This window comes from Nocardioides marmoribigeumensis (assembly GCF_031458325.1).
GTDB classification, from domain to species: domain Bacteria; phylum Actinomycetota; class Actinomycetes; order Propionibacteriales; family Nocardioidaceae; genus Marmoricola_A; species Marmoricola_A marmoribigeumensis.
Genome location: NZ_JAVDYG010000001.1, coordinates 634,262 through 660,145 on the forward strand (window position 1 = coordinate 634,262; position 25,884 = coordinate 660,145).

Annotated in this window: 23 protein-coding genes; 13 read left to right on the forward strand and 10 right to left on the reverse strand. The window is 72.6% G+C overall.

Features of this window, described 5'->3' with window-relative positions; translation table 11 throughout:
- Window positions 1-31 precede the first annotated feature (31 nt).
- Together J2S63_RS03135 and J2S63_RS03140 are read left to right on the forward strand one after the other, a co-directional pair.
- Window positions 32-382 (forward strand): VOC family protein, encoded by a 351-nt coding sequence (locus J2S63_RS03135; protein ID WP_310298487.1) that lies wholly within the window; start codon window positions 32-34, stop codon window positions 380-382.
- Window positions 383-480: 98 nt separating this feature from the next.
- Complete coding sequence (locus J2S63_RS03140) at window positions 481-2,025, forward strand: HNH endonuclease signature motif containing protein (RefSeq protein ID WP_310298489.1); 1,545 nt, start codon at window positions 481-483, stop codon at window positions 2,023-2,025.
- A gap of 28 nt (window positions 2,026-2,053) precedes the next feature.
- On the opposite strand, the gene J2S63_RS03145 is transcribed toward J2S63_RS03140, so the two are convergent.
- The 4 genes from J2S63_RS03145 to J2S63_RS03160 are packed head-to-tail and all read right to left on the reverse strand — an operon-like array spanning window position 2,054 to window position 6,248.
- Entirely contained in the window at window positions 2,054-3,661 is a 1,608-nt protein-coding gene (locus J2S63_RS03145) for an alpha-amylase family glycosyl hydrolase (protein WP_310298491.1), read from the reverse strand.
- A gap of 2 nt (window positions 3,662-3,663) precedes the next feature.
- Window positions 3,664-4,752, reverse strand: coding sequence for a potassium channel family protein (locus J2S63_RS03150; protein WP_310298495.1), 1,089 nt, complete (start codon window positions 4,750-4,752; stop codon window positions 3,664-3,666).
- Window positions 4,753-4,761: 9 nt separating this feature from the next.
- Window positions 4,762-5,106 (reverse strand): hypothetical protein, encoded by a 345-nt coding sequence (locus J2S63_RS03155; protein WP_310298498.1) that lies wholly within the window; start codon window positions 5,104-5,106, stop codon window positions 4,762-4,764.
- A gap of 44 nt (window positions 5,107-5,150) precedes the next feature.
- Entirely contained in the window at window positions 5,151-6,248 is a 1,098-nt protein-coding gene (locus tag J2S63_RS03160) for a YihY/virulence factor BrkB family protein (RefSeq protein WP_310298501.1), read from the reverse strand.
- 17 nt (window positions 6,249-6,265) lie between these two features.
- Between J2S63_RS03160 and J2S63_RS03165 the strand changes: the two genes are divergently transcribed.
- The gene (locus tag J2S63_RS03165; protein ID WP_310298504.1) at window positions 6,266-7,921 is read left to right on the forward strand and encodes an acyl-CoA dehydrogenase family protein; all 1,656 of its coding nucleotides are present in this window, start codon (window positions 6,266-6,268) and stop codon (window positions 7,919-7,921) included.
- A 33-nt stretch (window positions 7,922-7,954) separates the two neighbouring features.
- Here the strand turns inward: J2S63_RS03165 and J2S63_RS03170 are convergent, their stop codons facing one another.
- Window positions 7,955-9,787 carry an NAD(P)/FAD-dependent oxidoreductase gene (locus J2S63_RS03170; protein ID WP_310298507.1) on the reverse strand — a complete coding sequence of 611 codons (1,833 nt, stop codon included), beginning with the start codon at window positions 9,785-9,787 and terminating at the stop codon, window positions 7,955-7,957.
- Window positions 9,788-9,884: 97 nt separating this feature from the next.
- Here J2S63_RS03170 and J2S63_RS03175 point away from each other — a divergent pair, with 97 nt between their 5' ends.
- Genes J2S63_RS03175 through J2S63_RS03190 form a run of 4 tightly spaced genes read left to right on the forward strand, consistent with a single transcriptional unit; the run spans window position 9,885 to window position 12,454 of the window.
- The gene (locus J2S63_RS03175) at window positions 9,885-11,078 is read left to right on the forward strand and encodes a GAF domain-containing protein (RefSeq protein WP_310298510.1); all 1,194 of its coding nucleotides are present in this window, start codon (window positions 9,885-9,887) and stop codon (window positions 11,076-11,078) included.
- 19 nt (window positions 11,079-11,097) lie between these two features.
- Window positions 11,098-11,409: a pentapeptide repeat-containing protein gene (locus J2S63_RS03180; RefSeq protein WP_310298513.1), complete on the forward strand. Its 312-nt coding sequence runs from the start codon at window positions 11,098-11,100 to the stop codon at window positions 11,407-11,409.
- A complete protein-coding gene (locus J2S63_RS03185; protein WP_310298516.1) occupies window positions 11,406-11,774 on the forward strand; it encodes an NYN domain-containing protein in 369 nt (122 codons plus the stop codon). The genes J2S63_RS03180 and J2S63_RS03185 overlap by 4 nt, the downstream gene beginning before the upstream one ends.
- Window positions 11,774-12,454, forward strand: coding sequence for an alpha/beta fold hydrolase (locus J2S63_RS03190; RefSeq protein ID WP_310298518.1), 681 nt, complete (start codon window positions 11,774-11,776; stop codon window positions 12,452-12,454). The genes J2S63_RS03185 and J2S63_RS03190 overlap by 1 nt, the downstream gene beginning before the upstream one ends.
- Here J2S63_RS03190 and J2S63_RS03195 read toward each other — a convergent pair.
- On the reverse strand, window positions 12,447-13,904 hold the full coding sequence (locus J2S63_RS03195; protein WP_310298520.1) for a glycine hydroxymethyltransferase: 1,458 nt from the start codon (window positions 13,902-13,904) through the stop codon (window positions 12,447-12,449). The two genes, J2S63_RS03190 and J2S63_RS03195, sit on opposite strands and share 8 nt — an antisense overlap.
- Window positions 13,905-14,227: 323 nt before the next feature.
- On the opposite strand from J2S63_RS03195, the gene J2S63_RS03200 reads away from it, so the two are divergent.
- The 5 genes from J2S63_RS03200 (at window position 14,228) to J2S63_RS03220 (ending at window position 19,943) form a co-directional block, all read left to right on the forward strand.
- On the forward strand, window positions 14,228-15,958 hold the full coding sequence (locus J2S63_RS03200) for a nitrite/sulfite reductase (protein WP_310298521.1): 1,731 nt from the start codon (window positions 14,228-14,230) through the stop codon (window positions 15,956-15,958).
- Between the two features lie 144 nt (window positions 15,959-16,102).
- Window positions 16,103-16,849 (forward strand): phosphoadenylyl-sulfate reductase, encoded by a 747-nt coding sequence (locus J2S63_RS03205; protein WP_374725101.1) that lies wholly within the window; start codon window positions 16,103-16,105, stop codon window positions 16,847-16,849.
- A gap of 78 nt (window positions 16,850-16,927) precedes the next feature.
- A complete protein-coding gene (locus J2S63_RS03210; RefSeq protein ID WP_310298523.1) occupies window positions 16,928-17,671 on the forward strand; it encodes a sirohydrochlorin chelatase in 744 nt (247 codons plus the stop codon).
- A 77-nt stretch (window positions 17,672-17,748) separates the two neighbouring features.
- On the forward strand, window positions 17,749-19,149 hold the full coding sequence (gene lpdA / locus J2S63_RS03215) for a dihydrolipoyl dehydrogenase (RefSeq protein ID WP_310298526.1): 1,401 nt from the start codon (window positions 17,749-17,751) through the stop codon (window positions 19,147-19,149).
- Entirely contained in the window at window positions 19,038-19,943 is a 906-nt protein-coding gene (locus J2S63_RS03220) for a serine hydrolase (RefSeq protein WP_310298527.1), read from the forward strand. The genes lpdA and J2S63_RS03220 overlap by 112 nt, the downstream gene beginning before the upstream one ends.
- Here the strand turns inward: J2S63_RS03220 and J2S63_RS03225 are convergent.
- The 4 genes from J2S63_RS03225 to J2S63_RS03240 are packed head-to-tail and all read right to left on the reverse strand — an operon-like array spanning window position 19,927 to window position 22,569.
- Entirely contained in the window at window positions 19,927-20,295 is a 369-nt protein-coding gene (locus J2S63_RS03225; RefSeq protein ID WP_310298529.1) for a hypothetical protein, read from the reverse strand. The genes J2S63_RS03220 and J2S63_RS03225 overlap by 17 nt on opposite strands.
- 47 nt (window positions 20,296-20,342) lie before the next feature.
- Entirely contained in the window at window positions 20,343-21,425 is a 1,083-nt protein-coding gene (locus J2S63_RS03230; protein WP_310298531.1) for an adenosine deaminase, read from the reverse strand.
- Window positions 21,422-21,802, reverse strand: coding sequence for a DUF3037 domain-containing protein (locus J2S63_RS03235; RefSeq protein WP_310298533.1), 381 nt, complete (start codon window positions 21,800-21,802; stop codon window positions 21,422-21,424). Before J2S63_RS03235 ends, J2S63_RS03230 begins: the two co-directional genes overlap by 4 nt.
- A complete protein-coding gene (locus J2S63_RS03240) occupies window positions 21,799-22,569 on the reverse strand; it encodes a HipA family kinase (RefSeq protein ID WP_310298535.1) in 771 nt (256 codons plus the stop codon). The genes J2S63_RS03235 and J2S63_RS03240 overlap by 4 nt, the downstream gene beginning before the upstream one ends.
- A 75-nt stretch (window positions 22,570-22,644) precedes the next feature.
- Between J2S63_RS03240 and J2S63_RS03245 the strand changes: the two genes are divergently transcribed.
- Window positions 22,645-25,881, forward strand: coding sequence for an NHL repeat-containing protein (locus tag J2S63_RS03245; protein ID WP_310298536.1), 3,237 nt, complete (start codon window positions 22,645-22,647; stop codon window positions 25,879-25,881).
- Window positions 25,882-25,884: the final 3 nt, after the last annotated feature.

The window sequence follows — 25,884 nt, forward strand, 5'->3', positions numbered from 1 at the left end:
GACTCCATGAGCGCCGGGGCGGCGGCTTCCGGTGACCACGCTGTTCGCCGGGCTGCTGGTCTCCGACCTCCCTCGCGCCGAACGCTGGTGGACGGCCGCGCTCGGGTCCGAGCCGCTGATGCGACCCAACGACACCGAGGTCGTGTGGGAGGCCGGCGGTGGCTACGTCTACGTCGACGCCCACCTCGACGGGCGCGTCGCCGGGCAGGGCCAGGTGACGCTGTTCCTCGACGAGGGCCACGACCTCGAGGAGCGCGTCCGCGCCCTTGCCGCGCACGAGATCTCACCCGTCCTCGACGAGACCTACGACAACGGCGTCCGCAAGGTCACCTTCGCCGACCCGGATGGCAACCGTCTGGGGCTGGGGGCCCGCCCCGCCTGACCCGCGTCGCGGTGCGGACTCGGATCTCGTTGCACAGCTGGCGAAAGTCGCCTGTGCGCCGGAGAGAAAGTGTCGGAGCTCGGTGGACGGATGAGGTCATGACAGCGACCGCCGGGTTCACCGCCCCCGCCCCTGAGGACCTGACCTCCCAGGGCCGTGGGTGGCGCCGTGAGGTGCTGCTGTCCGGGGTCCGTGCCGAGAAACGCACGATCGAGGCCGCCGAGGCCCGCAAGCTGTCCCTGGTCACCGAGTGGGCCGACCTGCACCGCGCCGACACGGTCGCCCTCGACGGCGACACGCTGCTCCCCGTGTCCGGTTCTGCGCCGGCCCCGGCCTCGGTGGACCTGGGCAGCCTGCCGATCCTGATGTCCGGGGTGCCGGTCGAGGAGTACTGCGTGACCGAGCTGGCCACCGCGCTGCGCACCAGCCACGCCGCGGCGCGGTCGTTGACCCAGGACGCCCTGGAGCTCCGCGAGCGTCTGCCCCGCTGCTGGGCCCGGGTCCACGCCGGCAAGCTCCCCGCCTGGAAGGCCCGCACCGTGGCCCAGCAGACCCACTCACTCCCCGATGAGGCGGCGGACTGGGTCGACCGCAACCTCGCCCCGTTCACCACCAGCCTGTCGGTGACCCGGATCAAGAACGCCATCAACGCCGCGGTCCTGCGCTTCGACCCCGACCGTGCCGCCGCCGAGGCCGAGGCCGCCTCCGACCGGCGGGGGGTGTGGTTCGACTACGAGCACGGGGCCGACGACCTCGTCCTGCAGGACAGCCGCCCCGACGGCACCATGCGGTTCGAGGGCCTCGCCTCGGTCCCCGACGCACTGGCCTTCCGCGACGCACTCAAGACCACGGCCACCGAGCTGGGCATCCTCGGCGACGACTCCCCCGAGCTGGTCCGCATGTCCAAGGCCATCGGGATCCTCGCCGACCCGCAGCACGCCATCGACCTGTCCCACTCCGCCGACCACGCCCTCGAAGCCGAAGCCGAGCCCGAAGCCGCGAGGGGGGAACCGGTGCCCCGCCGCCGGCCGAACCGGGCCCGGAGCCCGCTCGGGGTCGAGCGCCCCATCCACCTGCACCTGCACACCTCCACCGACGTCGCCCGCATCCAGGCGAGCGGCCTGCCCCACGCCGCGTCACCGATCAGCCGGGCCGCGGTCGAGCAGTGGCTCGCCGACCTCGCCCCCGGCACACGCGTGCAGGTCACCCCCGTGATCGACCTCAACCACCACCACGCCGTCGACGCCTACGAAGCCCCCGACCACCTCCGCGCCCTGGTCGACGAACGCGACCACGGCTGCGTGTTCCCCTACTGCACCAACCGAGGCCGCTACGACCTCGACCACACCGACCCGTTCCTCGACCCCGACGACGGCGGACCACCCGGGCAGACGGGCAACCACAACCTCGCCAAGCTCTGCCGACACCACCACCGAGCCAAGACCCACGGACACTGGACCTACCGACGCGTCACCGACCCCTGGGACCTCGACATCGGCTGGCCCGACCCACACCGGGACGAGCAGCACCCACCCGTGACCTCCACCGCCGACCGCGGCGGACCACCCGCCGCCTACCGCTGGGACTCACCCCTCGGCCACGCCTACCTCGTCACCGCCACCGGCACCTACCCCCTCGACTGACGCCGCCGGCGCACGGACGACCGGGGCGTCAGGCGAGCTCGAGCACGGCGTAGCCGAAGCCCTCGGCCCGCAGACCGGCAGCGGTCAGCCCGACCCCCTGCCCGAGGAGGACCGTCGCGCCGGCGAGCCCGTCGAGCTCCACCTCGGCAGGCTCGCGGCGCGGGTTGACCACGACGACGTGGGAGTCACCGCGCCGCCAGGTGAACGGGTAGCCCTCGTGCAGGACGGTCGTGCTCGCCCGGCCCCCGAGCGCCGGGGTCGCCCGGCGCAGGGCGGCGAGTCGCCGCACGAGGTGGAGGGTCGAGCCGGGGTCCCGCTCCTGGGCCGCCACCGTCGGGCGGTCGCCGGAGGGGTCGATCGGGAGGTAGAGCGCCTCGGCCGGCGCGGTCGAGAAGCCGGCGTTGGGCGAGTCGTCCCACTGCATCGGGGTGCGGCAGCCCGAGCGGTTGTACGCCGGGTTGCAGATCGAGCCCTCGACGTCGGGCAGGCCGGGGAGGTAGCGCATCCCGATCTCGTCGCCGTAGTAGAGCGAGGGCACCGTGCCCCAGGTGAACAGGAAGGTGAGGGCGGCCCCGAGCTCCTCGGGCGTGCGCGGGTCGGTGCGCAGTCGGCTGAAGTCGTGGTCCGCGGTGGCCATGATCACCCGGCGCGCCGGGTCGTCGGCCTTCGCCCGGGCCCAGCCGTCGAGGAAGGGCCGGGTCGTGCCCCGGCCGTCGGCGTGGAAGAACGGCTCGGGGTTGTGCTGGAACGGCAGGATCCCCGCGCCCTTGTTGTCGAAGAGGCTGCCGTGCTCGGGCTGGATGACCAGGAAGAAGTCGGCGTCGAACCCGAAGCCGAGACCCGTGCGCGGCTCGGACCCCTCGGGGACCAGCACCGCGTCGGGGTGCGCGGAGGCCAGCCAGGCCTGGAGGTCGCGCCAGATCCGGGTCGTGGCGACCGTGCCCCTGTTCTTGCCGTGCTGGTCCTTGACCAGGGAGAACGCCATGTCCACGCGGAACCCGGCGACGCCCCTGCTCAGCCAGAAGTCGAGGACCTCGCGCAGCATCTCCTTGTTGCGCATCGGTCCCGGGTCGTCGACGCCGTCGCGCCACGGCTCGTCCGGAGGGGTCTCGGTCCACCCGAAGTTGAGCGCGGGCTGCTCGTCGTAGAAGTTCTTGAGGTACCACCCCGGACGCGGCCCCGGGGACGGCACCCAGCCCGGGGTGCCCGGGATCGTGGAGTCCCACGCCCAGGTCGGCAGCTCCTCGATCCAGACGTAGCGGTCGCCGTCCGGGCTCGGGCCGTCGGCGTGCAGCTCCTCCTGGAACCACGGGTGCTCGATCGAGGTGTGGCCGGCGACGAGGTCGAGCAGGACCCGGATGCCACGCTCGCGGGCCCGGCCGACGAGCTCGACGAGGTCGTCGTTGGTGCCGTAGCGCGGCGCGATGCGCAGGTAGTCCGACACGTCGTACCCCGCGTCGACGAACGGCGAGGCGAAGCACGGGTTGAACCAGATCGTGTCCACCCCGAGCGACTCGATGTGGTCGAGGTGCTCGATCACCCCGCGCAGGTCGCCGATCCCGTCCCCGTCGGAGTCCGCGAAGGACTGCGGGTAGATCTCGTAGACGATCGCGTCGGCCAGCCAGTCACCTGCCACGGTCAGTCCTCGTCGTCGGCGAAGTCCTCGTCGTGGGTGCCCGGGCGGGGCGCCCACGGCAGCTCCTCCGCGGGGCGTACGACGACCAGGCGGTCGCCGCGGGCGAGCTGGGTGACGACGGGCTCGTAGTAGCGATGCACCTTGTTGTCCCGCACGACCGCGATGACCTGGTCGGGCAGCTGCTGGGGCTGCTTGCCCACCTCGGGGACGAGCAGGTCGCGCTCGGCGACCTCGAGCCCCTCGCCGTAGGAGAGCAGGTCGTCGATCACCGAGCCGAGGGCCGGCGAGACCGCGGACAGGCCGAGCAGCCGGCCGACGGCGTCGGAGGAGGTGACGACCGCGTCGGCACCGGACTGCCGCACCAGGCGGACGTTGTCGCTCTCGCGGACCGCGGCGACGACGTAGGCGCGGGTGTTGAGCTGGCGCGCGTTGAGCACCGACAGCACCGTGGAGTCGTCGCGGTCGGTGGTGATGATGATCTGCTTGGCCTGCGCGGCCCCCGCGCGCCGCAACACGTCGCGCCGGGTGGCGTCGCCGACGACCGCGGTCAGGCCGTCGTTGTTGGCGTCCTGGACCGCGCTCTGGCTGGGGTCGACGACGACCATGTCCTCGCGGGAGACCCCGTTGCCCAGCAGGGTCTCGATGGCGCTGCGGCCCTTGGTGCCGTAGCCGACGATCACGACGTGGTTCTTCATCCGTCTCCTCCACCGGGACACCCGGTACATCTCCCGGCTCTGGCTGGTGAGCGCCTCGATGGTCGTGCCGATCAGCAGCACCAGGAAGGCGATGCGCAACGGGGTGATCAGGATCGCGTTGACCAGGCGCGCGGACTCGGAGACCGGGGTGATGTCGCCGTAGCCCGTGGTGCTGAGCGTGACCGTCGTGTAGTAGAACGCGTCGGACAGGTCGACCTTGCCGGTGGGGTCGGCGGTGTCGCGGTAGCCGGTGCGGTCGGCGTAGACGATGGCGATCGTCACCAGCAGCAGCGCGACCGCGATCAGGATGCGTCGGGTCAGGATCCACCCGGGCGAGCGCACGATCTCGGGGAACCGGATGGACCCCAGCGTGGACTCAGGCACGACGTCGGGCACGGGATCAAACTACTCGCGGCGCTCGACGTCGCCGTAGAGGTAGATGGTGGTGTCCTCGCCCTTCTCCGACCGGTCGAGCGACACGAAGCGGAAGGTGTCGCCCTTGACCGGTCGCGCGGAGCCCGGCGTGCGACGCCACTCGCCGCACAGCGCGCCGTCCTGGGTGCCGGGGTCGTCGGCGACGCCGTCCCCGGTCAGGCACAGCTGGCGGGTGTCGGGGTCGTAGCTCTCGACGGTCGCCACCGTGGGGTCGGAGGCCCGCGGGCCCGCCACCGAGCCGATCAGGAAGCCCCCGAGGAGGCACAGGCATCCGCCGGCGACGGCCACAGGGGTCGGCAGGTTGATGTTGGCCACGGCCACAGCATCCCAGAGGGCACCACAGACAAACGTGAGATCGCTCAGCGGCGGACCGTGTCGCGCCCCGGGCTCTCGTCGGGGGCGGGGTCGGGCTCCTGGTAGGCGGGCAGGGCGACGGTCAGCTCGTCGCCCTCGGCCAGGTCGAGGTCGTCGTATGCCGCCTCGGCCTGGCGCGCCCTCAGCTGGCGGGCGCGCTCGCGCAGCCGGCGGACCAGCTCGATGCGCGCCCGCGCCGGCCCGGACTCGGGCCACAGCTGGTCGAAGGAGGCGTTGAGCGCGGCACCGATGAGCACCGCGATCGCGATGATGTAGAGCCAGATCATCACCGCGATCGGCGCCGACAGCGGGCCGTAGATCGAGGTCGACTCCCGCGCAGTGATGGTGAGGACCCACCGCAGGATGTAGGACCCGACCACCCAGATCAGCAGGGTGAGCGCGGCCCCGGGGAGGTTGTAGCGCCACGAGGTCCGCACCGGCACCGACACGTGGTAGAGCGTCGCGGTGAACACGATGCAGAGCACCACGACCACGGGCCAGTAGAGCGCGTTGAGCGCGTCGAGCCGGGCCGGAAGCACCTTGTCGACCAGTCGGGGACCGGCCACCACGAGCGGGATCGTGATGATCCCGGTGACCAGGCCGAGGACGTAGAGCGAGAACGACAGCACACGGGTGCGCACGATGCCGCGGTGGCCGCCGAGGCCGTACATGATCGTGACGGTGTCGACGAAGACGTTGAGCGCCCGCGAGCCCGACCACAGGGCGAGGATGAAGCCGATGGAGGCGACGTCGTAGCGAGGCGTCCTCAGCACGTCGTTCATCGTCGGCACGATGATGCTCTGCACGGTGTTGTCGGTGAACAGCTTGAGCGCGAGCCGGACCACCTCGGCCTTGAACTCCCCCACCCGCTGGTCGGTGAAGTTCTGCACGAACCAGCCGATGGAGCCGGTGAGGCCGAAGATCAGGGGCGGGAGCGACAGCAGCGCGAAGAAGGCCGCCTCGGCGGCCAGGCCGGTCACCCGGTTGCGCAGACACGTGGCGACGGTCGACACCACCAGCCGCCACGACGTCTCGCCGACCGCCCTGGCTCGGGCCTGGAGACGCTCCCAGGTGGCGGCGGGATGCTCCTCCTGGCCCGCCATGGCTCTACGGTAACCGCATGGACGACGGCACCCGGGTAGCGACGAACCAGGCACCTCCCCTCGTGGGACACAACACGTTCACCACCGACCTCGCCCTGGTCGAGGCGGTCCGCCGGCACGGCTCCGAGGAGACCGTCGAGAGCCTGGGTGCGGTGGGCGCGGAGGCCGGCACGGCCGAGGCCCGGGAGCACGGACGGCTGGCCAACGAGCACGAGCCGGTGCTCAAGCCGTTCGACCGCTACGGCAACCGGGTCGACGAGGTCGAGTTCCACCCGTCGTGGCACTGGCTGATGACCCGCGGCATTGGGCACGGCCTCGGCGCCACCCCGTGGACCAGCGACGACCCGCACGCCCACGTGCGCCGCGCGGCCGGCTTCATGGCGTGGGGCCACACCGAGCCCGGCCACGGCTGCCCCATCTCGATGACGTACGCCGCCGTCCCGGCCCTGCGCGTCGACGACGCGGTCGCCAAGGAGTGGACCCCCCGGCTGGCCTCGACGACCTACGACTTCGGGCTGCGTCCGGTCGACCAGAAGGCCGGCGCGCTGGCCGGCATGGGCATGACCGAGAAGCAGGGCGGCTCCGACGTCCGCGCCAACCAGACCCGCGCGGTGCGCACCGAGGTCGAGGGCGAGTACACCCTGCACGGCCACAAGTGGTTCACCTCCGCCCCGATGAACGACGTCTTCCTCGTGCTCGCGCAGGCCGAGTCCGACGAGGGGGGCCGGCTCTCCTGCTTCCTGGTCCCCCGCGTCCTGCCCGACGGCACGCGCAACCGGCTCGACGTCGTACGCCTCAAGGACAAGCTGGGCAACCGCTCCAACGCCTCGTCCGAGCTGGAGTTCCACGGCACCTGGGCCCAGCGGCTCGGCGACGAGGGCCGCGGCGTGCGCACGATCATCGAGATGGTCGCCGCCACCCGGCTCGACTGCGTGCTCGGCTCGGCCGGCCTCATGCGCAAGGCGCTCGCCGAGGCGTCGTGGCACGTCGCGCACCGCAGCGCCTTCGGCGGGCTGCTCGCCGACAAGCCCCTGATGCAGAACGTGGTCGCCGACCTGGCCGTCGAGTCCGAGGCCGCCACCGCCCTGGGCATCCGGCTGGCCGCGGCGGTCGACGACCGCACCGACCCCCACGAGGCGGCCCTGCGGCGCATCGCGCTCCCCCTGGCGAAGTTCTGGGTCTGCAAGCGCACGCCGGCGATGGTCGCCGAGGCGCTGGAGTGCCTCGGCGGCAACGGGTACGTCGAGGAGTCCGGCATGCCGCTGCTCTTCCGCGAGTCGCCGCTCAACTCGGTGTGGGAGGGCTCGGGCAACGTCAACGCGCTCGACGTGCTGCGCGCGCTGCGCCGCGAGCCCGAGGTCGTCGACGCGTGGATCTCCGAGGTCGGCCGGGCCGCCGGCGCCGACCACCGGCTCGACGCCGCGATCACCTCGACGCTGGAGACCCTCGCCGACTCGATGGACCCCGAGGGCGCCGAGCTGGGCGCCCGCCGCCTGGCCTCGCAGATGGCGCTGTGCCTGCAGGGCGCGCTGCTCGTGCAGCACGCCCCCGACGCGGTGGCCGACGCCTTCTGCGCCTCCCGCCTGGGCGGGCACATGGGCGGCACCTTCGGCCAGCTCCCGCGTGGCCTCGCCTACGCCGAGCTCGTGGAGCGCGCCACCCCGGTCCTCTGACCGAGGACCGGGGCGGGCGCACCCGGGGGGGACTCAGCCGGTGTGGTGCACCTCCTGCAGCCCGTAGACCGGCGTCGGGAGGCCCTCGTGCCGCGCCTTGAGCTGGAGGGCGAGGTAGAGCGAGTAGTGCCGTGACTGGTGCAGGTTGCCGCCGTGCATCCAGAGGTTCTGCACCTGGGTCGGCTTCCACATGTTGCGCTGCTCGCCCTCCCACGGACCGGGGTCCTTGGGGGTGTCGGAGCCGAGGCCCCAGCACTTGCCCAGGCGGTCGGCGGTCTCCTGGTCGACGAGGTCGGCGACCCAGCCGTTCATCGAGTTGTAGCCGGTGGCGAACACCACGAGGTCGGCCGGCAGCTCGGTGCCGTCCTCGAGCACGACGGCGTCCTCGGTCAGGCGCACGACCTGGCCGTGGGCGAGCTTGACGTCCCCGTTGGCCACGAGGTCGGCGGCACCGACGTCGATGTAGTAGCCGGACCCGCGGCGCAGGTACTTCATGAAGAGGCCGGAGCCGTCCGCACCCCAGTCGAGCTCGAACCCCGCCTTCTCCAGCCGGTCGTAGAAGTCCTTGTCCCGCTCGCGCATCTGGTCGTAGAGCGGGATCTGGAACTCGTGCAGGATCCGGTAGGGCAGGGAGGCGAAGATCATGTCCGCCTTCTCCGTCGTGACGCCGTTGGCCACGGCCTCCTCGGAGTAGAGCGCCCCGAGACCGATCTCCATCAGGCTGTCGCTCTTGACGATGTGCGTGCTCGAGCGCTGCACCATCGTCACGTCGGCGTCGTGCTCCCACAGCGCCCCGCAGATGTCGAAGGCGGAGTTGTTGGAGCCGATCACCACGGCCCGCCTGCCGGCGTACGCGTCGGGTCCGGGGTGGCGCGAGGAGTGGTGCAGGTCGCCCTTGAAGACGTCCATGCCCTCCACCTCGGGCATGCGCGCCTTGCCCGACATGCCGGTGGCGAAGACCACGTGCTTCGGGGTGAGGACCAGGGGACGGCCCTCCCGCTCCACCTCGACGGTCCACTCCTGCGCCTCGTCGTTCCAGCGGGCCGACCTGGCCTCGGTGCTCGACCAGTAGGGCACCTCCATCACCTTGACGTAGGACTCGAGCCAGTCGCCGATCTTGTCCTTGGGCGCGAAGACCGGCCAGTTGTCGGGGAACTTGAGGTAGGGCAGGTGGTCGTACCAGACCGGGTCGTGCAGGCACAGCGACTTGTAGCGGTTGCGCCACTGGTCGCCGGGCCGCGGCTGCTTGTCGATGACCAGGGCCGGCACGCCGAGCTGGCGCAGCCGGGAGCCCAGGCCGATGCCGCCCTGCCCGCCGCCGATGACCAGGACGTAGGGCTGCGTGGTCGAGCCGAGGCTCTCGGCCTCCTGCTGGCGCCGCTCGGCCCAGGTGGCGCGGTGCTTGTCCGCGCCGTGCTGGGCGCCCATCGGCCGGCGCGTGCCGCGCGGCTCCTCGAACCCCTTGAGCTCGTCGAGCGTGGTGAGGAACGTCCAGGCGACGTCGACCCCGTCCTCCTCCTTGAGCCGGACGAGACCGCTGCCGCGGCCCGCGCCGGTCTCGAAGCGGAACCAGGCCGTGACGACACCGTCCTCCTCCGTCGCGGGCTCGGTGGTCGTGAAGTGGGACGGGTCCGCGCCCTCCAGCGTCGCGGTGAGCAGGTCGGTCACCCCCTCGCGACCCTCGACGGTCTTGAGGTTCCAGGTGAAGGCCACCAGGTCGCGCCAGAAGGCGTCGGTGGCGAACAGGCCGGCGGCGCGCTCCACGTCGTGGGCGTGCAGGGCCGACTCGAAGGCGGAGAACCAGGCGTCCGCGCGGTCGGCCGGGGAGACCCCGGCGCCGGCGGGCCGTTCGATCGTGTTGGTCATGGCGACAGGACACCCACCGGCCCCGACCCACGTGAAGGGTTGCAGCGAGTTGCACTGTTTGTGGTGCACGTCACGCCCACCGACCTAGGCTCGCCCCGTGACGTCCCCGTCGTACGCCGCCGTGCGCCCCGGCACCGACCTCGGTGTGCATGCCCGCGCGCTGCGCCGCGTGCACGACGCCGTGCTGGGCGGCATACGCCCTCCCGACGCCCCGCGCCCGCTGGTCGGACGCTCCTGGCAGCGGGTGATGGAGCTCGGTCTCGACCCCACCCGGCCCAACGCGCGGGACCCGCTCCCCCGCTCGCTGGTCGAGCAGCGCCGTCGCGAGTCGGGCCTGTCGCAGGTCGTCGACGACATCCGGTCGGTGCTCGGCAGCGTCGCGGACGCCTCGCGCTTCATCGTGGTCGTCACCGACGCCGAGGCGACGATCCTGTGGCGCGAGGGCGCCCCGCGGGTGCTCATGGAGGCCGACCGGCTCGGCTTCTCCGAGGGCGCGTGCTGGACCGAGGAGCAGGTCGGCACCAACGCGATCGGCACGGCGCTGACCGAGGCCGCCCCCGTGCAGCTGTTCTCCGCGGAGCACTTCGAGGAGGGCCAGATCCCGTGGTACTGCACCGCCTCCCCGATCCACGACCCCCGCACCGGCGACCTGCTCGGCATCGTCGACGTCAGCGGGCCGGCGCTCACCCTGCACCCCGCGCTGGTCGCCCTGGTCGAGACCGCCACCCGGCTCGCCGAGGCGCAGCTGTGGCGGCGTCATCAGGAGCGGCTCGATCGGCTGCGCCGCTCGGCGGGCCCGGTGCTGGCGACCACCTCCGGCCCCCTGCTCGTGGTCGACGACCACGGCTGGGTGGCCCACCACGCCGGCGTCTCGGCCCGCGACCGCATCGCGGTGCCCGCCGCCCAGCGCACGCTGGCCGTGCCGGGGCTCGGTCTCTGCGTGCCCGAGCGCATGGGCGAGGGCTGGCTCGTGCGCCCCTCGGCCGGCGAGCGGACCGTGACGGCGACCCTCGACCTCACCGGTGACGAGGCGCTGCTCGAGGTCTCCTCGGCCGACGGCGCGTGGCGCACGTCCCTCTCCCGACGCCACGCTCGGCTCCTCGCCGACCTGCACGACGCGGGCCGCGAGGGGCTCACCGCTGCGGCGCTCAGCCGGCGCACCTACGGCGACGACGCCCACCAGGTCACCGTCCGCGCCGAGGTCAGCCGCTTGCGCCGCGTGGTCGGCGGGCTCGTCACCACCGGTCCCTACAGGATCTCGGCCGACGTCTCCCTCACCGTCCGTCGCTGAGGCCTGGCACGATCGCCGGATGGTGTTCGCCGAGGACGAGGAGGTCGCGGGTCGCGCGTTCCGCGACGAGGACTGGTACGCCGAGTCGCTGGGCCGGGTGACCTTCCGCGACTGCACCTTCACCGACGTCGACCTCACCGAGTGCACCACCGACGGGACGACCTTCACCGGCTGCACGTTCTCGTCCAGCCGGCTCAACGCCTCGACCCACACCGCGTCGTCGTCCGCCGGGTGCGATTTCCGCCGGACCCGCCTCTTCGGCGAGACCCGGCTCGACCTCGCCGCGGCGGTCCTCCTCGCCGAGGCCCACGGGGCGCGGGTGGAGACGTGAGGACGCTGGTCGTGGACGGGGCCAACGTCGTGGGCTCCCGGCCCGACTGCTGGTGGAAGGACCGCGCCGGCGCGGCCCGGCGGCTGCACGACCGGCTGCTGCGGGCCGACCTCGACCACGACGAGGTGGTCCTCGTGCTCGAGGGGGCCGCCAAGGCCGGGGTCCCGGCGGGTCGCGACCTGCACGTCCGCACGGTGCACGCGCCTCGCGACGGCGACTCGGCGATCGTGGCGCTCGTGACCGAGCTGTCCGGTGCGGGCGCGCTGTGCACCGTGGTCACGGCCGACCGCGTCCTGGCCGGCCTGGTGTCGGCGCGCGGCGCGGTCGTGAGCAGCCCGTCGTACCTCCTGGAGAGGCTGGACTGATGCGGCTCGTCGACGGCGCGGGCTCCCGGATCGCGGTGCACACCGTCGACGGACCGGCTGCGCGCGCCCGGGTCGTGCTGCTCCACGGCACCGGCGGGACCGCGGCGACCTGGGACGTCGTGGCGGCCGACCTGGCCCGGGACCGCACCGTCCACGCGGTCGACCTCCGCGGCCACGGGGCGAGCGAGTGGCCCGGCACCTACTCGGTCGACCTGATGGCAGCCGACCTCGCGGCGTTGCTCCCGCAGCTGGGCACCGACCTCGACGTCATCGGTCACTCCCTCGGCGGACTGGTCGCGGCTCGCACGATCGCCCGGGGCGCGCCCGTGCGGCGGCTCGTCCTCGAGGACGTCGGCGTGCTGCACCCGCGGCCCCCGGCGACGCCCGACCGACCCGACGGCAGCCTCGACTTCGACTGGGCGGTCGTCGAGCAGGTCCGCCCCGAGATCGACTCACCCGCCGAGCACTGGCCGGCCACCTTCTCGGACCTCACCGTCCCGACCCTCGTCGTCGGCGGCGGACCGTCGTCGTTCGTCCCGCGGGACCACCTCGCCGAGCTGGTCGGCCTGCTTCCCCACGGGTCCCTGGTCACCCTCGACACGGGTCACGAGGTGCACGCGACGGCGCCGGGAGACTTCCTGGCAGCCGTGCGTGCGTTCCTCGACGGGTCCCTCAGCTGAGCTCGAGACCGGGGTAGAGCGGGTTCTTGTCGAGCATCTCGGCCGAGGCCGCGCGCACGCGGTCGGCGACCCCGTCGGCCAGCTTGTAGCTGGCCTTGGAGGGCTCGCCCTTGGACGTGGTCGTCGGCTCGGTGTTCCTCAGCACCTCGACGACCAGCTCGGCGACGCGGTCGAACTCGGTCGCCCCGAAGCCGCGGGTGGTGAGCGCCGGCGTGCCGAAGCGGATGCCGGAGGTGTACCACGCGCCGTTGGCGTCCGACGGCACCGAGTTGCGGTTGGTGACCACGCCCGCCTCGAGCAGCGCGGACTCCGCCTGACGGCCCGTCAGCCCGAACGAGCTGACGTCGAGCAGCACGATGTGGTTGTCGGTGCCGCCGGTGACCAGCGTGGCGTCACGGGTCAGGAAGCCCTCGGCCAGCGACTTGGCGTTGTCGGCGACGTCCTGGGCGTAGGTGCGGAACTCCGGCTGACGCGCCTCGGCCAGCGCGACCGCCTTGGCGGCCATCACGTGCGACAGCGGGCCGCCGAGCACCATCGGGCAGCCGCGGTCGACCGAGGGGGCGTACTCCTCCGTCGCCAGCACGAGGCCGCCGCGCGGGCCGCGCAGGGACTTGTGGGTCGTGGTGGTCACGATGTGCGCGTGCGGCACCGGGTCCTCGTCGCCGGTGAACACCTTGCCCGCCACGAGACCGGCGAAGTGCGCCATGTCGACCATGAGGGTCGCGCCCACCTCGTCGGCGATCTCGCGCATCTTGGCGAAGTCGACGCGGCGGGGGTAGGCGGAGTAGCCGGCGACCAGCACCAGCGGCTTGAACTCGCGCGCCTTCGCGGCGACCACGTCGTAGTCGAGCAGGCCCGTGGCGGGGTCGGTGCCGTACTGCTGCTGGTGGAACATCTTGCCGCTGATGTTGGGGCGGAAGCCGTGGGTGAGGTGGCCACCCGCGTCCAGGCTCATGCCCAGCAGGCGCTGGTTGCCCAGGTCGTGGCGCAGCGACTCCCAGTCGGCCTCGGTGAGCTCGTTGACGTTCTTGGCGCCCAGCTTCTCCAGCGCGGGGGCCTCGACGCGGTGGGCCAGGATCGACCAGAAGGCGACCAGGTTGGCGTCGATGCCCGAGTGGGGCTGGGCGTAGGCGTACTCCGCGCCGAACAGCTCGCGCGCATGCTCGGCGGCGAGGGCCTCGACGGTGTCGACGTTCTGGCAGCCGGCGTAGAAGCGGTGACCGACCGTGCCCTCGGCGTACTTGTCGGAGAACCAGGTGCCCATGGTGAGCAGGACGGCCGGCGAGGCGTAGTTCTCGCTGGCGATCAGCTTGAGGGAGGATCGTTGGTCAGCGAGCTCCTGTCGTGTGGCCTCCGCCACACGGGGCTCGACGGCGCCGATCACCTCGAGCGCGAGGTCGTAGGCGCGGGACGCCTGGGAAGCGGTGCTGCTGGGGGTGGAGGCGGTCATGGGACCAGCCTAGTGCTGATCCCGACCGTCTCATCCAACGGACATCCGTCTCACTACATGAGAACAGCGCTTGTGGGATGCCGTCTTGTCACCTGAGACTTGCGCCCATGATCACTGCGGCGACCTCCCTGGTGCTCGTGGCGCGACGCCACGTGGACCTCGGTCGCACCCGCAGCATGATGTGTATGTCGGCCTGACGCCTGCCTGCCCCGACCGTTCCCGGTCACCACCTTGGCTCGCGGCGCCGACTGCACCCCGACAACGTCGTCGGCACCGGAGTCCGCGCGCGCACGCCTGCTACAGACTCAGAGGTCCAGCCCGACATGACGATCGACACCAGCACGCGGCGCCCCGCCCGCACCCGCGACGCACGCCCCCGCGGCGAGGGCCAGTGGGCCCTCGGCCACCGCGAGCCGCTGAACGCCAACGAGGTGTTCAAGAAGGAGGACAACCCCCTCAACGTGCGCGACCGGATCGAGAAGATCTACGCCTACGAGGGGTTCGACTCCATCGACCCGGACGACCTGCGCGGCAGGTTCCGCTGGATGGGCCTCTACACCCAGCGCAAGCAGGGCCTCGACGGCACCCAGACCTCCGCCCTCTCCGACGAGGAGCTCGAGGACTCGCACTTCATGATGCGGATCCGCAGCGACGGCGCGATCCTCGGCATCCCCCAGCTGCGCGCCCTCGGCGAGGTGTCCACCACCTACGCCCGCGACACCGCCGACATCACCGACCGCCAGAACATCCAGCTGCACTGGGTGCGCATCGAGGACGTCCCGGCGATCTGGGAGCGCCTGGAGAAGGTCGGCCTCGGCACCACCGAGGCCTGCGGCGACGGGCCGCGGCCCTTCCTCGGCTCACCGGTGGCCGGCATCGCCGCCGACGAGATCATCGACGGCTCGCCCGCGCTGGCCGAGATCAAGCGCCGCTACATCGGCAACCCCGACTTCTCCAACCTCCCGCGCAAGTACAAGACCTCGGTGTCGGGCCACCCCAGCCTCGACGGCGCCCCCGAGGTCAACGACTGCTCCTTCGTGGGCACCGTCCACCCCGAGCACGGCCCCGGGTTCGACCTCTGGGTCGGCGGCGGCCTCGCCACCAACCCGATGCTCGCCCACAAGCTCGGTGTCTGGATCCCGCTCGCCGACGTGCCCGACGTGTGGGAGGCCGTGACCTCGGTCTTCCGCGACTACGGCTACCGCCGCCTGCGCAACCGCGCGCGGCTGAAGTTCCTGCTGGCCGACTGGGGCGTGGAGAAGTTCCGCCAGGTGCTCGAGGAGGAGTACCTCCACCGGCGGCTCGTCGACTGCGAGTCCCCCGCCGCACCCACCACCAACGGCGACCACATCGGCGTGCACAAGCAGAAGAACGGCCTGTTCTACGTCGGCGCCTCAGCCATCGCCGGCCGCGTCTCCGGCACCACGCTGAGCGCCCTGGCCGACGTCGTGGAGAAGCACGGCGCGCGCGGGGTCCGCCTCACGTCGTACCAGAAGATCGTGGTGATCGGCGTGCTGGAGGACGAGGTCGAGGGGCTCGTGGCCGACCTCGACGAGATCGGCCTCGCGGCCAACCCCTCCCCGTGGCGCCGCTCGACGATGGCCTGCACCGGGCTGGAGTACTGCAAGCTCGCGCTCGTCGACACCAAGGAGCGCGCCCGCGCGCTCGTGGCCGAGATGGAGAGGCGGATCCCCGAGCTCGACACGGTCATCACGGTCAACGTCAACGGCTGCCCCAACGCCTGCGCCCGCACCCAGATCGCCGACATCGGCCTCAAGGGCCAGCAGATCAACGAGGACGGTCGGCAGGTCGAGGGCTTCCAGGTCCACCTCGGTGGCGGCATCGGGCTGCAGTCGCAGTTCACCGAGACGCCGTTCGGCCGCAAGCTGCGCGCGCACAAGGTGAGCAGCGCCAAGCTCGACGACTACGTCGAGAACGTCGTGCGCCACTACCTCGCCGAGCGCACCGACGGCGAGGCGTTCGCGACCTGGGTGGCCCGCGCCGACGAGACTGCTCTCCGCGGAGAGGCCGAGCTCGTGGAGGTGGACGCGTGAGCGAGCGCAGCGAGCGAACCAACAAGTCACGCGTGGCTCCGCCGCCGAGCGCAGCGAAGGCGGTGGACGCGTGAGCGAGCGCAGCGAGCGAACCAACAAGTCACGCGTGGCTCCGCCGCCGAGCGCAGCGAAGGCGGTGGAAGCGTGAGTGCGGCGACGACGACGGCGGCCCGCAACCAGCGGGGCAGCCTCACCGAGGGACGCTCGCCCGAGGAGCTGCGTGACCTGGTCAACGCCGTCGGCGCCGAGCTCGAGCTCGCGCCCGCGGAGGACATCGTGGAGTGGGCCGCCGAGACCTTCGGTGAGCGCTTCGCGATCACCTCGTCGATGGGCGACGCGGTCCTGGCGCACCTGGCGAGCCGGGTCGTGCCGGGCATCGACGTGGTCTTCCTCGACACCGGCTACCACTTCGCCGAGACCATCGGCACCCGTGACGCCGTCGAGCTGACCCTGCCGGTGCGCATGCTCACCATCGAGCCCGCCCAGAGCGTGGCCGAGCAGGACGCGGAGTACGGCGAGCGCCTCTTCGAGCGCGACCCCGACCTGTGCTGCGCGCTGCGCAAGGTGCAGCCGCTGCAGGACGCGCTGGCGGGGTACGACGCGTGGGCCACCGGCCTGCGCCGGGCCGAGACCCACGCCCGCGTCATCGCGCCGGTGATCGGCTGGGACGACCGCAAGCAGAAGGTCAAGGTCTCGCCGCTCGCGCGGTGGACCGACGAGCAGGTCGACCGCTACATCGCCCGGCACGACGTGCTGGTCAACCCGCTGCAGCAGGACGGCTACCCCTCGATCGGCTGCTGGCCGTGCACCCGGCGCGTGGCACCGGGCGAGGACAAGCGAGCCGGCCGCTGGGCCGGCCAGGACAAGACCGAGTGCGGCATCCACCTCTGAGGTCGACGAGGACAGCAGAGGCACCGCACCCACCAGGAAAGACCGCTCCCCCGGGAGCACGAGACGAAGGAGGCTCCGATGACCGCACCCGCTCTGGTGGCGCTGGCTCACGGCAGCCGTGACCCCCGTTCGGCCGCCACCGTGCGCGCCCTGGTCGACGAGGTCCGCGCCCTGCGGCCGGACCTGCGCATCGAGACCGCGTTCCTCGACCTGTCGAAGCCGTCCTTCGACACGGTCGTCGCCAAGCTCGTCCGGGCCGGCGTCGAGGAGATCGTCGTCGTCCCCCTCCTGCTCACCGAGGCCTACCACGCCAAGGTCGACGTCCCCGAGGCGATCGCCGCGGCGATGGAGCGCCACGAGGGCCTCAAGGTCCGGGCCACCCCGGTGCTCGGCCTCGAGGCGATGTTCCTCGAGGTGCTCGACCAGCGGCTCCGCGACGCCCTGTGCGCCGCCCGGGTCCGCGAGCTCGACGGGCTCGTCCTGGCCGCCGCCGGCACCACCGACCCGCTGGCGCTGCAGTCGATCCAGCGGCTGGCCCGCGTGTGGGGCGCCCACCACAAGCTGCCGGTCATCCCGGCGTACGCCTCGGCCTCTCCCCCGGCCACCGGCGAGGCCGTGCGCTCCCTGCGCGCGCAGGGCCGTCGCCACATCGCGGTCGGCTCGCTCATCCTGGCCCCGGGCAAGCTCTACGACCGGGCGGCCGAGCTCGCGCTCGAGGCCGGGGCGGTCGCGGTGTCCGACCCGCTGGGCGCCCACCCCGAGGTCGCGCGGGTCGTGCTGGCGCGCTACGCCGTCGGCGCGGTCGAGCTCGTCCCGGTCTGAGCGGGGCGGCCCGGACCCTACTGCCGGGTTCGGTCCGGGCTGCATGACCCGCCCTCGGGACGGATAGGCTCAGCACCATGAGCCAGCACTTCGATGTCGTCGTCCTCGGCGCGGGCCCCGGGGGCTACGTCGCCGCGATCCGCGCCTCGCAGCTCGGCCTGAAGGCCGCGGTGATCGAGAAGAAGTACTGGGGCGGTGTGTGCCTCAACGTGGGCTGCATCCCCAGCAAGGCGCTCCTGCGCAACGCCGAGCTGTCCCACATCCTCCAGCACGAGAAGGACAAGTTCGGCATCGAGGGCGACGCCACGATGTCCTTCGAGCCCACCCACAAGCGGTCCCGCCAGGTCTCGGCGGAGATCGTCAAGGGCGTGCACTTCCTGATGAAGAAGAACAAGATCACCGAGATCGACGGCTGGGGCACCTTCGTCGACGCCAAGACGATCTCGGTCGAGGACGACGAGGGCAACACCTCCGAGGTCACCGCCGACACGGTCATCATCGCCACCGGCGCGACCACCCGCCTGGTCCCCGGCACCGAGCTGTCCGACAACGTCGTGACCTACGAGGAGCAGATCCTCGACAGCGAGCTGCCCGAGAGCGTGATCATCGCCGGCTCCGGCGCCATCGGCGTCGAGTTCGCCTACGTGATGAAGAACTTCGGCGTCGACGTCACGATCGTGGAGTTCCTGGACCGGATGGTCCCCACCGAGGACGCCGAGGTCTCCAAGGAGCTCGCCAAGCACTACAAGAAGCTCGGCGTGAAGGTGCTGCTCAAGACCAAGGTCGAGAAGATCGAGGACCCGGGCGGCGGCGGCAAGGTCAAGGTGACCGTCAGCAAGGACGGCAAGGAGGAGGTCCTCGAGGCCGACCGCGTGCTGCAGGCCATCGGCTTCGCTCCCCGGCTCGAGGGCTACGGCCTCGACAAGACCGGCGTGGAGACCACCGACCGCGGGGCGATCGCGGTCGACGCCCGCGGTCGCACCAACGTCGACGGCGTCTACGCGATCGGCGACGTGACCGGCAAGCTCATGCTCGCCCACACCGCCGAGGCGATGGGCGTGGTCGCGGCCGAGACGATCGCCGGCGAGGAGACCGTCGAGATCGATTTCGACATGATCCCGCGCGCGACCTACTGCCAGCCCCAGATCGCCTCCTTCGGCTACAGCGAGGAGCAGGCCAAGGACAAGGGGTACGACGTCAAGGTCGCCAAGTTCCCCTTCGCCGCCAACGGCAAGGCCAAGGGCCTCGGGGACACCTCGGGCTTCGTCAAGATCGTCGCCGACGCGGAGTACCACGAGATCCTCGGTGCCCACCTCATCGGCCCCGACGTGACCGAGCTGCTCCCCGCGCTGACGCTGGCGCAGAAGTGGGACCTCACCGCCGACGAGGTCGCGCGCAACGTGTTCGCCCACCCGACGCTCTCGGAGGCCGTCAAGGAGGCCGTCGAGGGCATCGCCGGCCACATGATCAACCTCTGAACGTCCCGGAGGGCACCCGCTGGAGCATCGCGGCCGGCCCGGTCGACGACCCGGCCGTGGTGTCGGTGGAGCCCGACCTGCTCCTGCCGACCGCGAGCGTGGGCAAGCTGTTCCTGCTCCTCGAGCTGGCCGCACGGCTCGAGGCCGGGACGCTGTCGCCCGACCAGCCGGTGGACCGCCGGTCCGTCGCGCCGGTCGCGGACTCCGGGCTGTGGCAGCACCTGATGACCGACGTCCTGCCGCTGGGTGACGTGGCCCAGCTGGTGGGATCGGTGAGTGACAACTGGGCGAGCAACGCGCTGCTCGACCTCGTCGGCATCGAGGCCGTGCAGTCACGCGCGCAGTCCCTCGCGCCCGGTGGCTCCACCCTGCTCGACCTGGTGCGGGACCGTCGGGGCCCGGAGCACCCGCCGACGCTGAGCCTCGGCTGCGCCTCGGACTGGCTGGCGCTGATGTCCGCGCTGGCCACCGGCGACGGCCTCGGCCGGGCGACCAGCCTCCGGGTCCTGGAGTGGCTGCGGCACGGCCTCGACCTGTCGATGGTCCCCTCCGGCTTCGGACTCGACCCGCTCGCGCACGCCGACCCCGACGGTGGCCTGCGGGTCTTCTCCAAGACCGGCACCAGCGACGGCGTCCGCGCCGACGTGGGCGTGGTGATGGGCAGCCACGACACCTGGGCCTATGCCGCGATCGCGAGCTGGGACCCGGCCGAGGGCGACCGCCGCGACGAGGTGCTGGCGACGATGCGCGAGCTCGGCGAGCTGGTCAGGCGCGAGGTCAGCTCGTCGGGATGACGTGCTCGGCGACGACCTCGCCGCCGACCGACACGACCGCGGTCCACAGCGGCCACTCGACCGCGACGCCGACGACCTCGGCCGGGAACCGCGCGGTGATCTCGCCCTCGCCGAGGTCGGCGTCGACCTCGACGTCCTGACGCCCGGTGTCGCCCACGACCCACTGCCGGTCGGCCGACCCGCCGGCCTCGCCCAGCGAGCAGCCCAGCTCGACCGTCTCGCTGTGGTCGGGGCTGGTGATCCGGACGGCCCACTCCGCCTCGCCGGCCGCCTCGCCGTCCCACTCGATGGTGAAGGCCACCACGTCACCGGCGATCGTCCGGCCGCACTCCGTGATCTCGACGCGCGTCATGAGGGTGAACCTACCCGCGCGGGCGAGGCGCCGGCCGCCCGCCGCGCTCAGGCGCCCAGCTCGGCGTACGCCGGCTTGAGGACCTGCTCGATGATCGCCAGCCGCTCGTCGAACGGCAGGAACGAGGACTTCATCGCGTTGACCGCGACCAGTCGCAGCTCGCGCGCGCCCCACCCGAGTGCGTCGACCAGCTGCTGCAGCTCGCGGCTCATCGAGGTGCCGCTCATCAGCCGGTTGTCGGTGTTGACCGTGACCCGGAACCTCAGCTCGGTGAGCAGGCCGATCGGGTGCTCGACGAGCGAGGGCGCCGCCCCGGTCTGGAGGTTGGAGGTCGGGCAGAGCTCGAGCGGGATGCGCTTGTCCCGGACGTACGCCGCGAGGCGGCCCAGGTGGGCACGTCCGGACCCGTCGACCTCGATGTCGTCGATGATCCGCACGCCGTGCCCGAGCCGGTCGGCACCGCACCACTGCAGCGCCTCCCAGATCGACGGCAGGCCGAAGGCCTCACCGGCGTGGATGGTGAAGTGGGCGTTCTCGCGGTGGAGGTACTCGAAGGCGTCGAGGTGCCGGGTGGGCGGGTAGCCCGCCTCCGCACCCGCGATGTCGAAGCCGCAGACGCCCTCGTCGCGGTAGCGCACCGCAAGCTCGGCGATCTCGCGCGACCTGGCCTGGTGCCGCATCGCGGTGAGGATCTGCCGCACCACGATGCGACCGCCGGCGGCCCGCTCCCCCGCCCTGAAGCCCTCCTGGACCGCGTCAACCGCCTCCTCGAGGGAGAGTCCGCCGGCGAGGTGCTGCTCGGGCGCCCAGCGCACCTCGGCGTAGACCACGCCGTCCTCGGCGAGGTCCTCGACGCACTCGCGGGCCACGCGCACGAGGTCCTCGCGACGCTGCATCACCGCGATCGTGTGCTCGAAGGTCGCGATGTAGCGCTCCAGCGAGCCGGAGTCGCACGCCTCGACGAACCAGTCCCCCAGCGCCTCCGGGGCCGCGGGGAGGGGGTGACCGACCTCGGCCGCGATCTCCGCGACCGTCGCGGGCCGCAGCCCGCCGTCGAGGTGGTCGTGCAGCAGCACCTTGGGGGCGCGACGGACCAGGTCGGACACGGGGACGTCGACTCGCTCGCTCATGTCACGAGTCTCTCGACCAGCCGAGCCAGCTCGGCCTGCGGGTCGGTGGTCGCGCCCCCGTGGATCGGCCCGGGCTGCACGACCGTGCTGCGCGGTGCGCTGAGGAACCCGAAGCGCTGCGTCATCGGAGCCCCGGCCGGGTCGCCGGCCGCCCCGTCGCCGGCACAGACGTGCTCGATGGTCGCGAGCGCCGACCGCACCGCCCGCAGGTCGAGGTCGGGGGCGAACGCCCGCACCCGCTCCTCGTCGAGGTGGGCGGCGCAGCCGAGGAAGTCGGCCTGCTGGCTGTAGAGCACGACCCCGAGGTTGAGGAACTCCTCGCGGTCCACGCGCGGGACGCACCGCACCACGACGTACTGGAACCCGACCCTGCTCATGCCGCACCTCCGGGGAGCCAGGGGCGGCCGCCGCCGACGCGGGCCAGCAGGAAGTCGACGTACGCCGCCCGCACGGCCTCGGCGTCCGCACCCGGCACGGGCTCGAGCCACTCGGTGGGGACCCGGCCCGTCACCTCGGTCAGCAGCTCACGGGTCACCCGGGGCGCGAGCTCGGCGTCGGCGGCGGGCACGCCGTCGAGGAAGGCGCGCAGGACGTGCGTGGAGGCGTCGTACGCCTGGAGCGCGAAGCGCTCGGGAGAGGTGAGGCCTCCGGACCACGAGTGGTGGAAGTAGAGGCACGCCCCGTGGTCGATCGCCCACAGCCGGCCGTGCCACATCAGCAGGTTGGGGTTGCGCCACGAGCGGTCGACGTTGGCGCACAGGGCGTCGAGCCACAGGACGCGGGCGGCGTCGACGGGGTCGGGCTCGCAGCCGGCGTCGAAGCCGAACGAGCCGGGGAGGAAGTCGATGCCCAGGTTGAGCCCGAGGCTCGCGGTGAGCAGGTCCTGGACCTCCTCGTCGGCCTCGTAGCGCGCGATCACCTGGTCGAGCTGGAGGCCGACCAGGCGGGGCGTGGCGATGCCGAGCTCGCGGGCCAGCTCGCCGACGACGACCTCGGCGACCAGGACCCGCAGCCCCTGGCCGGCGCCGCGGAACTTGCAGACGTAGGTGCCGAGGTCGTCGGCCTCGACGATGCCCGGGAGCGAGCCACCCTCGCGCAGCGGCGTGACGTAGCGGGTCGCGGTCACGGTCGGGAGGGCGGGCACGCCCCGAGGCTAGCGGGCGGCGGCAGGGACCTACGCCTCCTGCCGCGGAAGCCGACCGAGCCGGACAATCCGGATATGTCTCTCTCGCGCGTGCGCTCGCTCCTCGCCCCGGCGATCGCGGGCCTGCTCGCGCTGGCGCTCCTCCCCTCCTTCGCTCCCGGCGCCGCCGCGGCGGAGACCTGGCTCGACCCGGCCTTCGGCGGCGACGGACGCGTCCAGCAGTCCTGGACCGGCGACCTGTTCGGCACCGTCATCGACTCCGACGAGGCCCCGGACGGGACGCTCGTGGTCGCGGCGGAGCCTGCCCACACCTTCTGGGGCTGCTGCAGCGCCCAGGTCGGCGCCTGGGCGCTCGCCCGGCTGACCCCGCAGGGCGACCTGGTCAGCTCCTTCGGGGGCGACGGGATCGTCGGGATCGCCCAGGCCGCCTCCCCGGGGTCGGCGAACAACGTGGTCCCCACGGGGCTCGACGTGGACGGGGCCGGCAGGATCCTCGTGGTCGGCCATCGCAGCAGCGGGGGCGACTCCGTGCCGGTGCTCGTCCGGCGCACCTCCTCCGGCGCGCTGGACCCGGCGTTCGGCTCGGGCGGCACGGTGGCGGTCGGGAACCCCTCCACCTGCTGGAAGACCGACGTTCCCTACCTCGAGGACGTCATCGCCCTGCCCAGCGGCAAGGTGCTGGTCGTCGGGACCTGCTCGACCGCCTCGCAGACCTCGTCGTACTTCGCGGTGGTGACCGCGCGCTACCTCGCCGACGGCACCCTGGACACCTCCTACGGCACCAACGGGTGGAGCACGCGGTCGATGCCCCAGGCCGTGGGGGCCTGCTGCGGGGCAGACGTGACGCGCCTGTCCGACGGCCGCATCGTGGTCGGCCTGTCGAGCAACGACGGGGCGGTGGTGCGCCTGCGTCCCGACGGCACCAACGACCCGACCTTCGGCGGCGGCGACGGCCTGGCGACCTTCCCCGACGGCTCGGGCTACCCCCTCCTCGCGCTCGACGACGGCACGGCGTTCGTCGGCTCGGGCTACGAGACCGTGCGCCGGCTCGAGGCCGACGGCACCACGGACACCTCGTGGGGCGCCGACGGCCTCGCGTCGTTCGCCACCACCGACGTCTGCTCCTACCCCGGTCTGAGCGCCCTGACCGGCACCGCCGCCAAGGTCGTCGGGATCGTGACCTGCTCACGGGGACCCGTCGACGCCACCACGTCCGGGTCCGTCCTCAGCGCGCTCGACAGCACCGGCACCCTCGACGGCTCGGTCGGGACGCGGACCAGCGTCCTGCGGGCCACCGGGGCGGACGACTTCTCCGGCGGGACCCCCGGCATGCTCCGCACCGACGGCACGGGCTACCTCCTGCTCGGTGCCGACACCACCCCCGGCCTGCGCATCGAGCGCCGCACCTCCACCGGCGCCCTCGACACCTCGTACGCCGACGTGGGCGGTCGCCACGTGACCTTGCGGGGTCGGCTGTTCTCGCTGGAGGAGCCGCACGGCGTCCGCGACCGCCAGGGCCGCCTGGTCACCGTGGTGCTGGCCGGTGACCGCAGCGTCGCCGACGAGGGCGTGCTGCTGGTCTCGCGCTTCCTGCCCGGCGGAGCGCTCGACACCGGCTTCGGCGTCGGGGGCACGCGCCGGATCGAGGTCGGCGGCCACGAGCCCCACCAGAGCGAGAAGGCCTCTGCCCCCACCCTGCTCGTCGCGCCCGACGGCAGCATCACGCTCGTCGCGCGCTGGAAGAACGACACCCAGATGTCCGCGGAGAACCACCGGGACGGGCTGCTCTACGCGCGGCTCACCGACACCGGCACGCTCGACACCGCGACCGTCCCCGGCGGCAGCCGGATCGTCGAGGTCCCCGGTCTCGACGGCGACAGCTCCATCGGCGGCGTCGTGCCGGGGGCCGGCGGCACGGTCGTCGTCGGGTTCGACCGGTCCACCGACGACGGACCGGTCCCCGCCGCCGTACGACTGCTGCCCGGCGGGGACATCGACGCGTCGTACGGCGTCTCGGGCGTCCGTGCGCTCGCCGACGTCGCGTCGTCGGGCAACGCCCAGGTGATGCTCCTCCCCCTGCCGGGCGACGCCTCGTTGCTGACCTGGCGGGAGTACACCAGCAACTTCGACAAGGACGCGTTCGTCGCGGCCCGGCTCACCTCCGGCGGGTCCGTCGACGGCGGCTACGGCACCTCGGGCCGCTTTCGCCGTGCCCTGCCGGGCACGGTCGTGGCGACCACGGCACCCAGCGGCAGGACGCTGTTCGCCTGGCACGTGCGGCGCCACCCCAGCGACGGCTACGACTACTCCGCCGTCCTCCACGTCGAGCGGCTGACGGCCGGCGGCGTCCCGGACACCTCGTTCAGCGGCGACGGCGAGGCGACCGCCAGCCCGGCCTCGACGGTGACCACCTCGATCCTCCTCGCCATCGGGGCGTCCGGCGACCGGCCGCTCGTGCTCTACAGCGAGTACGCCGCCCACAACACCACCAGGCTGGCCCGCTTCACCGCCTCGGGCGCGCTCGACACCGGCTTCGGCACCAACGGTCGCGTGGCCCTGGCCACGAGCTCGATCAACGTGGGCTTCGGGCGCGACCAGGTGCTCGGACAGCCGTCGGGGCCCACCGACGTGGTGACCGTCCCCTACGTCCCCGCGGGCGGGGCCCGCTCGCTGTCGGTCATCCGCGTCCGCGACCGGGTCATCGGTCTGACCGGGCCGACCGGCACCGTGCTGACCGGCTCGGCGTCGTACTCCTGGTCCGGCAAGGGCCTGGCTCCGCCGTTCACCGTGGCGACGACGTCGGTCTCACCTGCGGGCACCTTCGCCTCCTGGAGCAACCACTCGCCGACCTCGTCGACCGCGACGTCGGTCCCGCTGTCGGCGGGCCGGACGACCTGCGTGCGGGTGCGGGACCGCGGCGGTCAGACCACCGCACCGTCCTGCGCGACCTCACCGCTGACCGCGACCTCGCTGACGGCCGCCGGGTCGTGGTCGAGGCTGTCCGGAAGCGCCTACTACCGCGGCTCCGCGAGGACCACCGAGGCCGGCGGCGCGACGCTGAGGGCGACGGTCAGGGCGCGCGGCCTCGCCCTGGTCGCCACCACCTGCTCGACCTGCGGCAGCGTCGCGGTGCTCTGGAACGGCACCCGGCTCACGACCGTGTCCCTGCAGGGCTCCTCGCGGCACAAGGTCGTGCTGCCCGTGGTCACCTGGTCGGCGGTCCGCAGCGGCAAGGTGACGCTCAAGGTCGCCACCTCGGGCAAGCGGGTCACCCTCGAAGGCCTCTCGACCTGGCGCGACGACAGCCCCTGACCG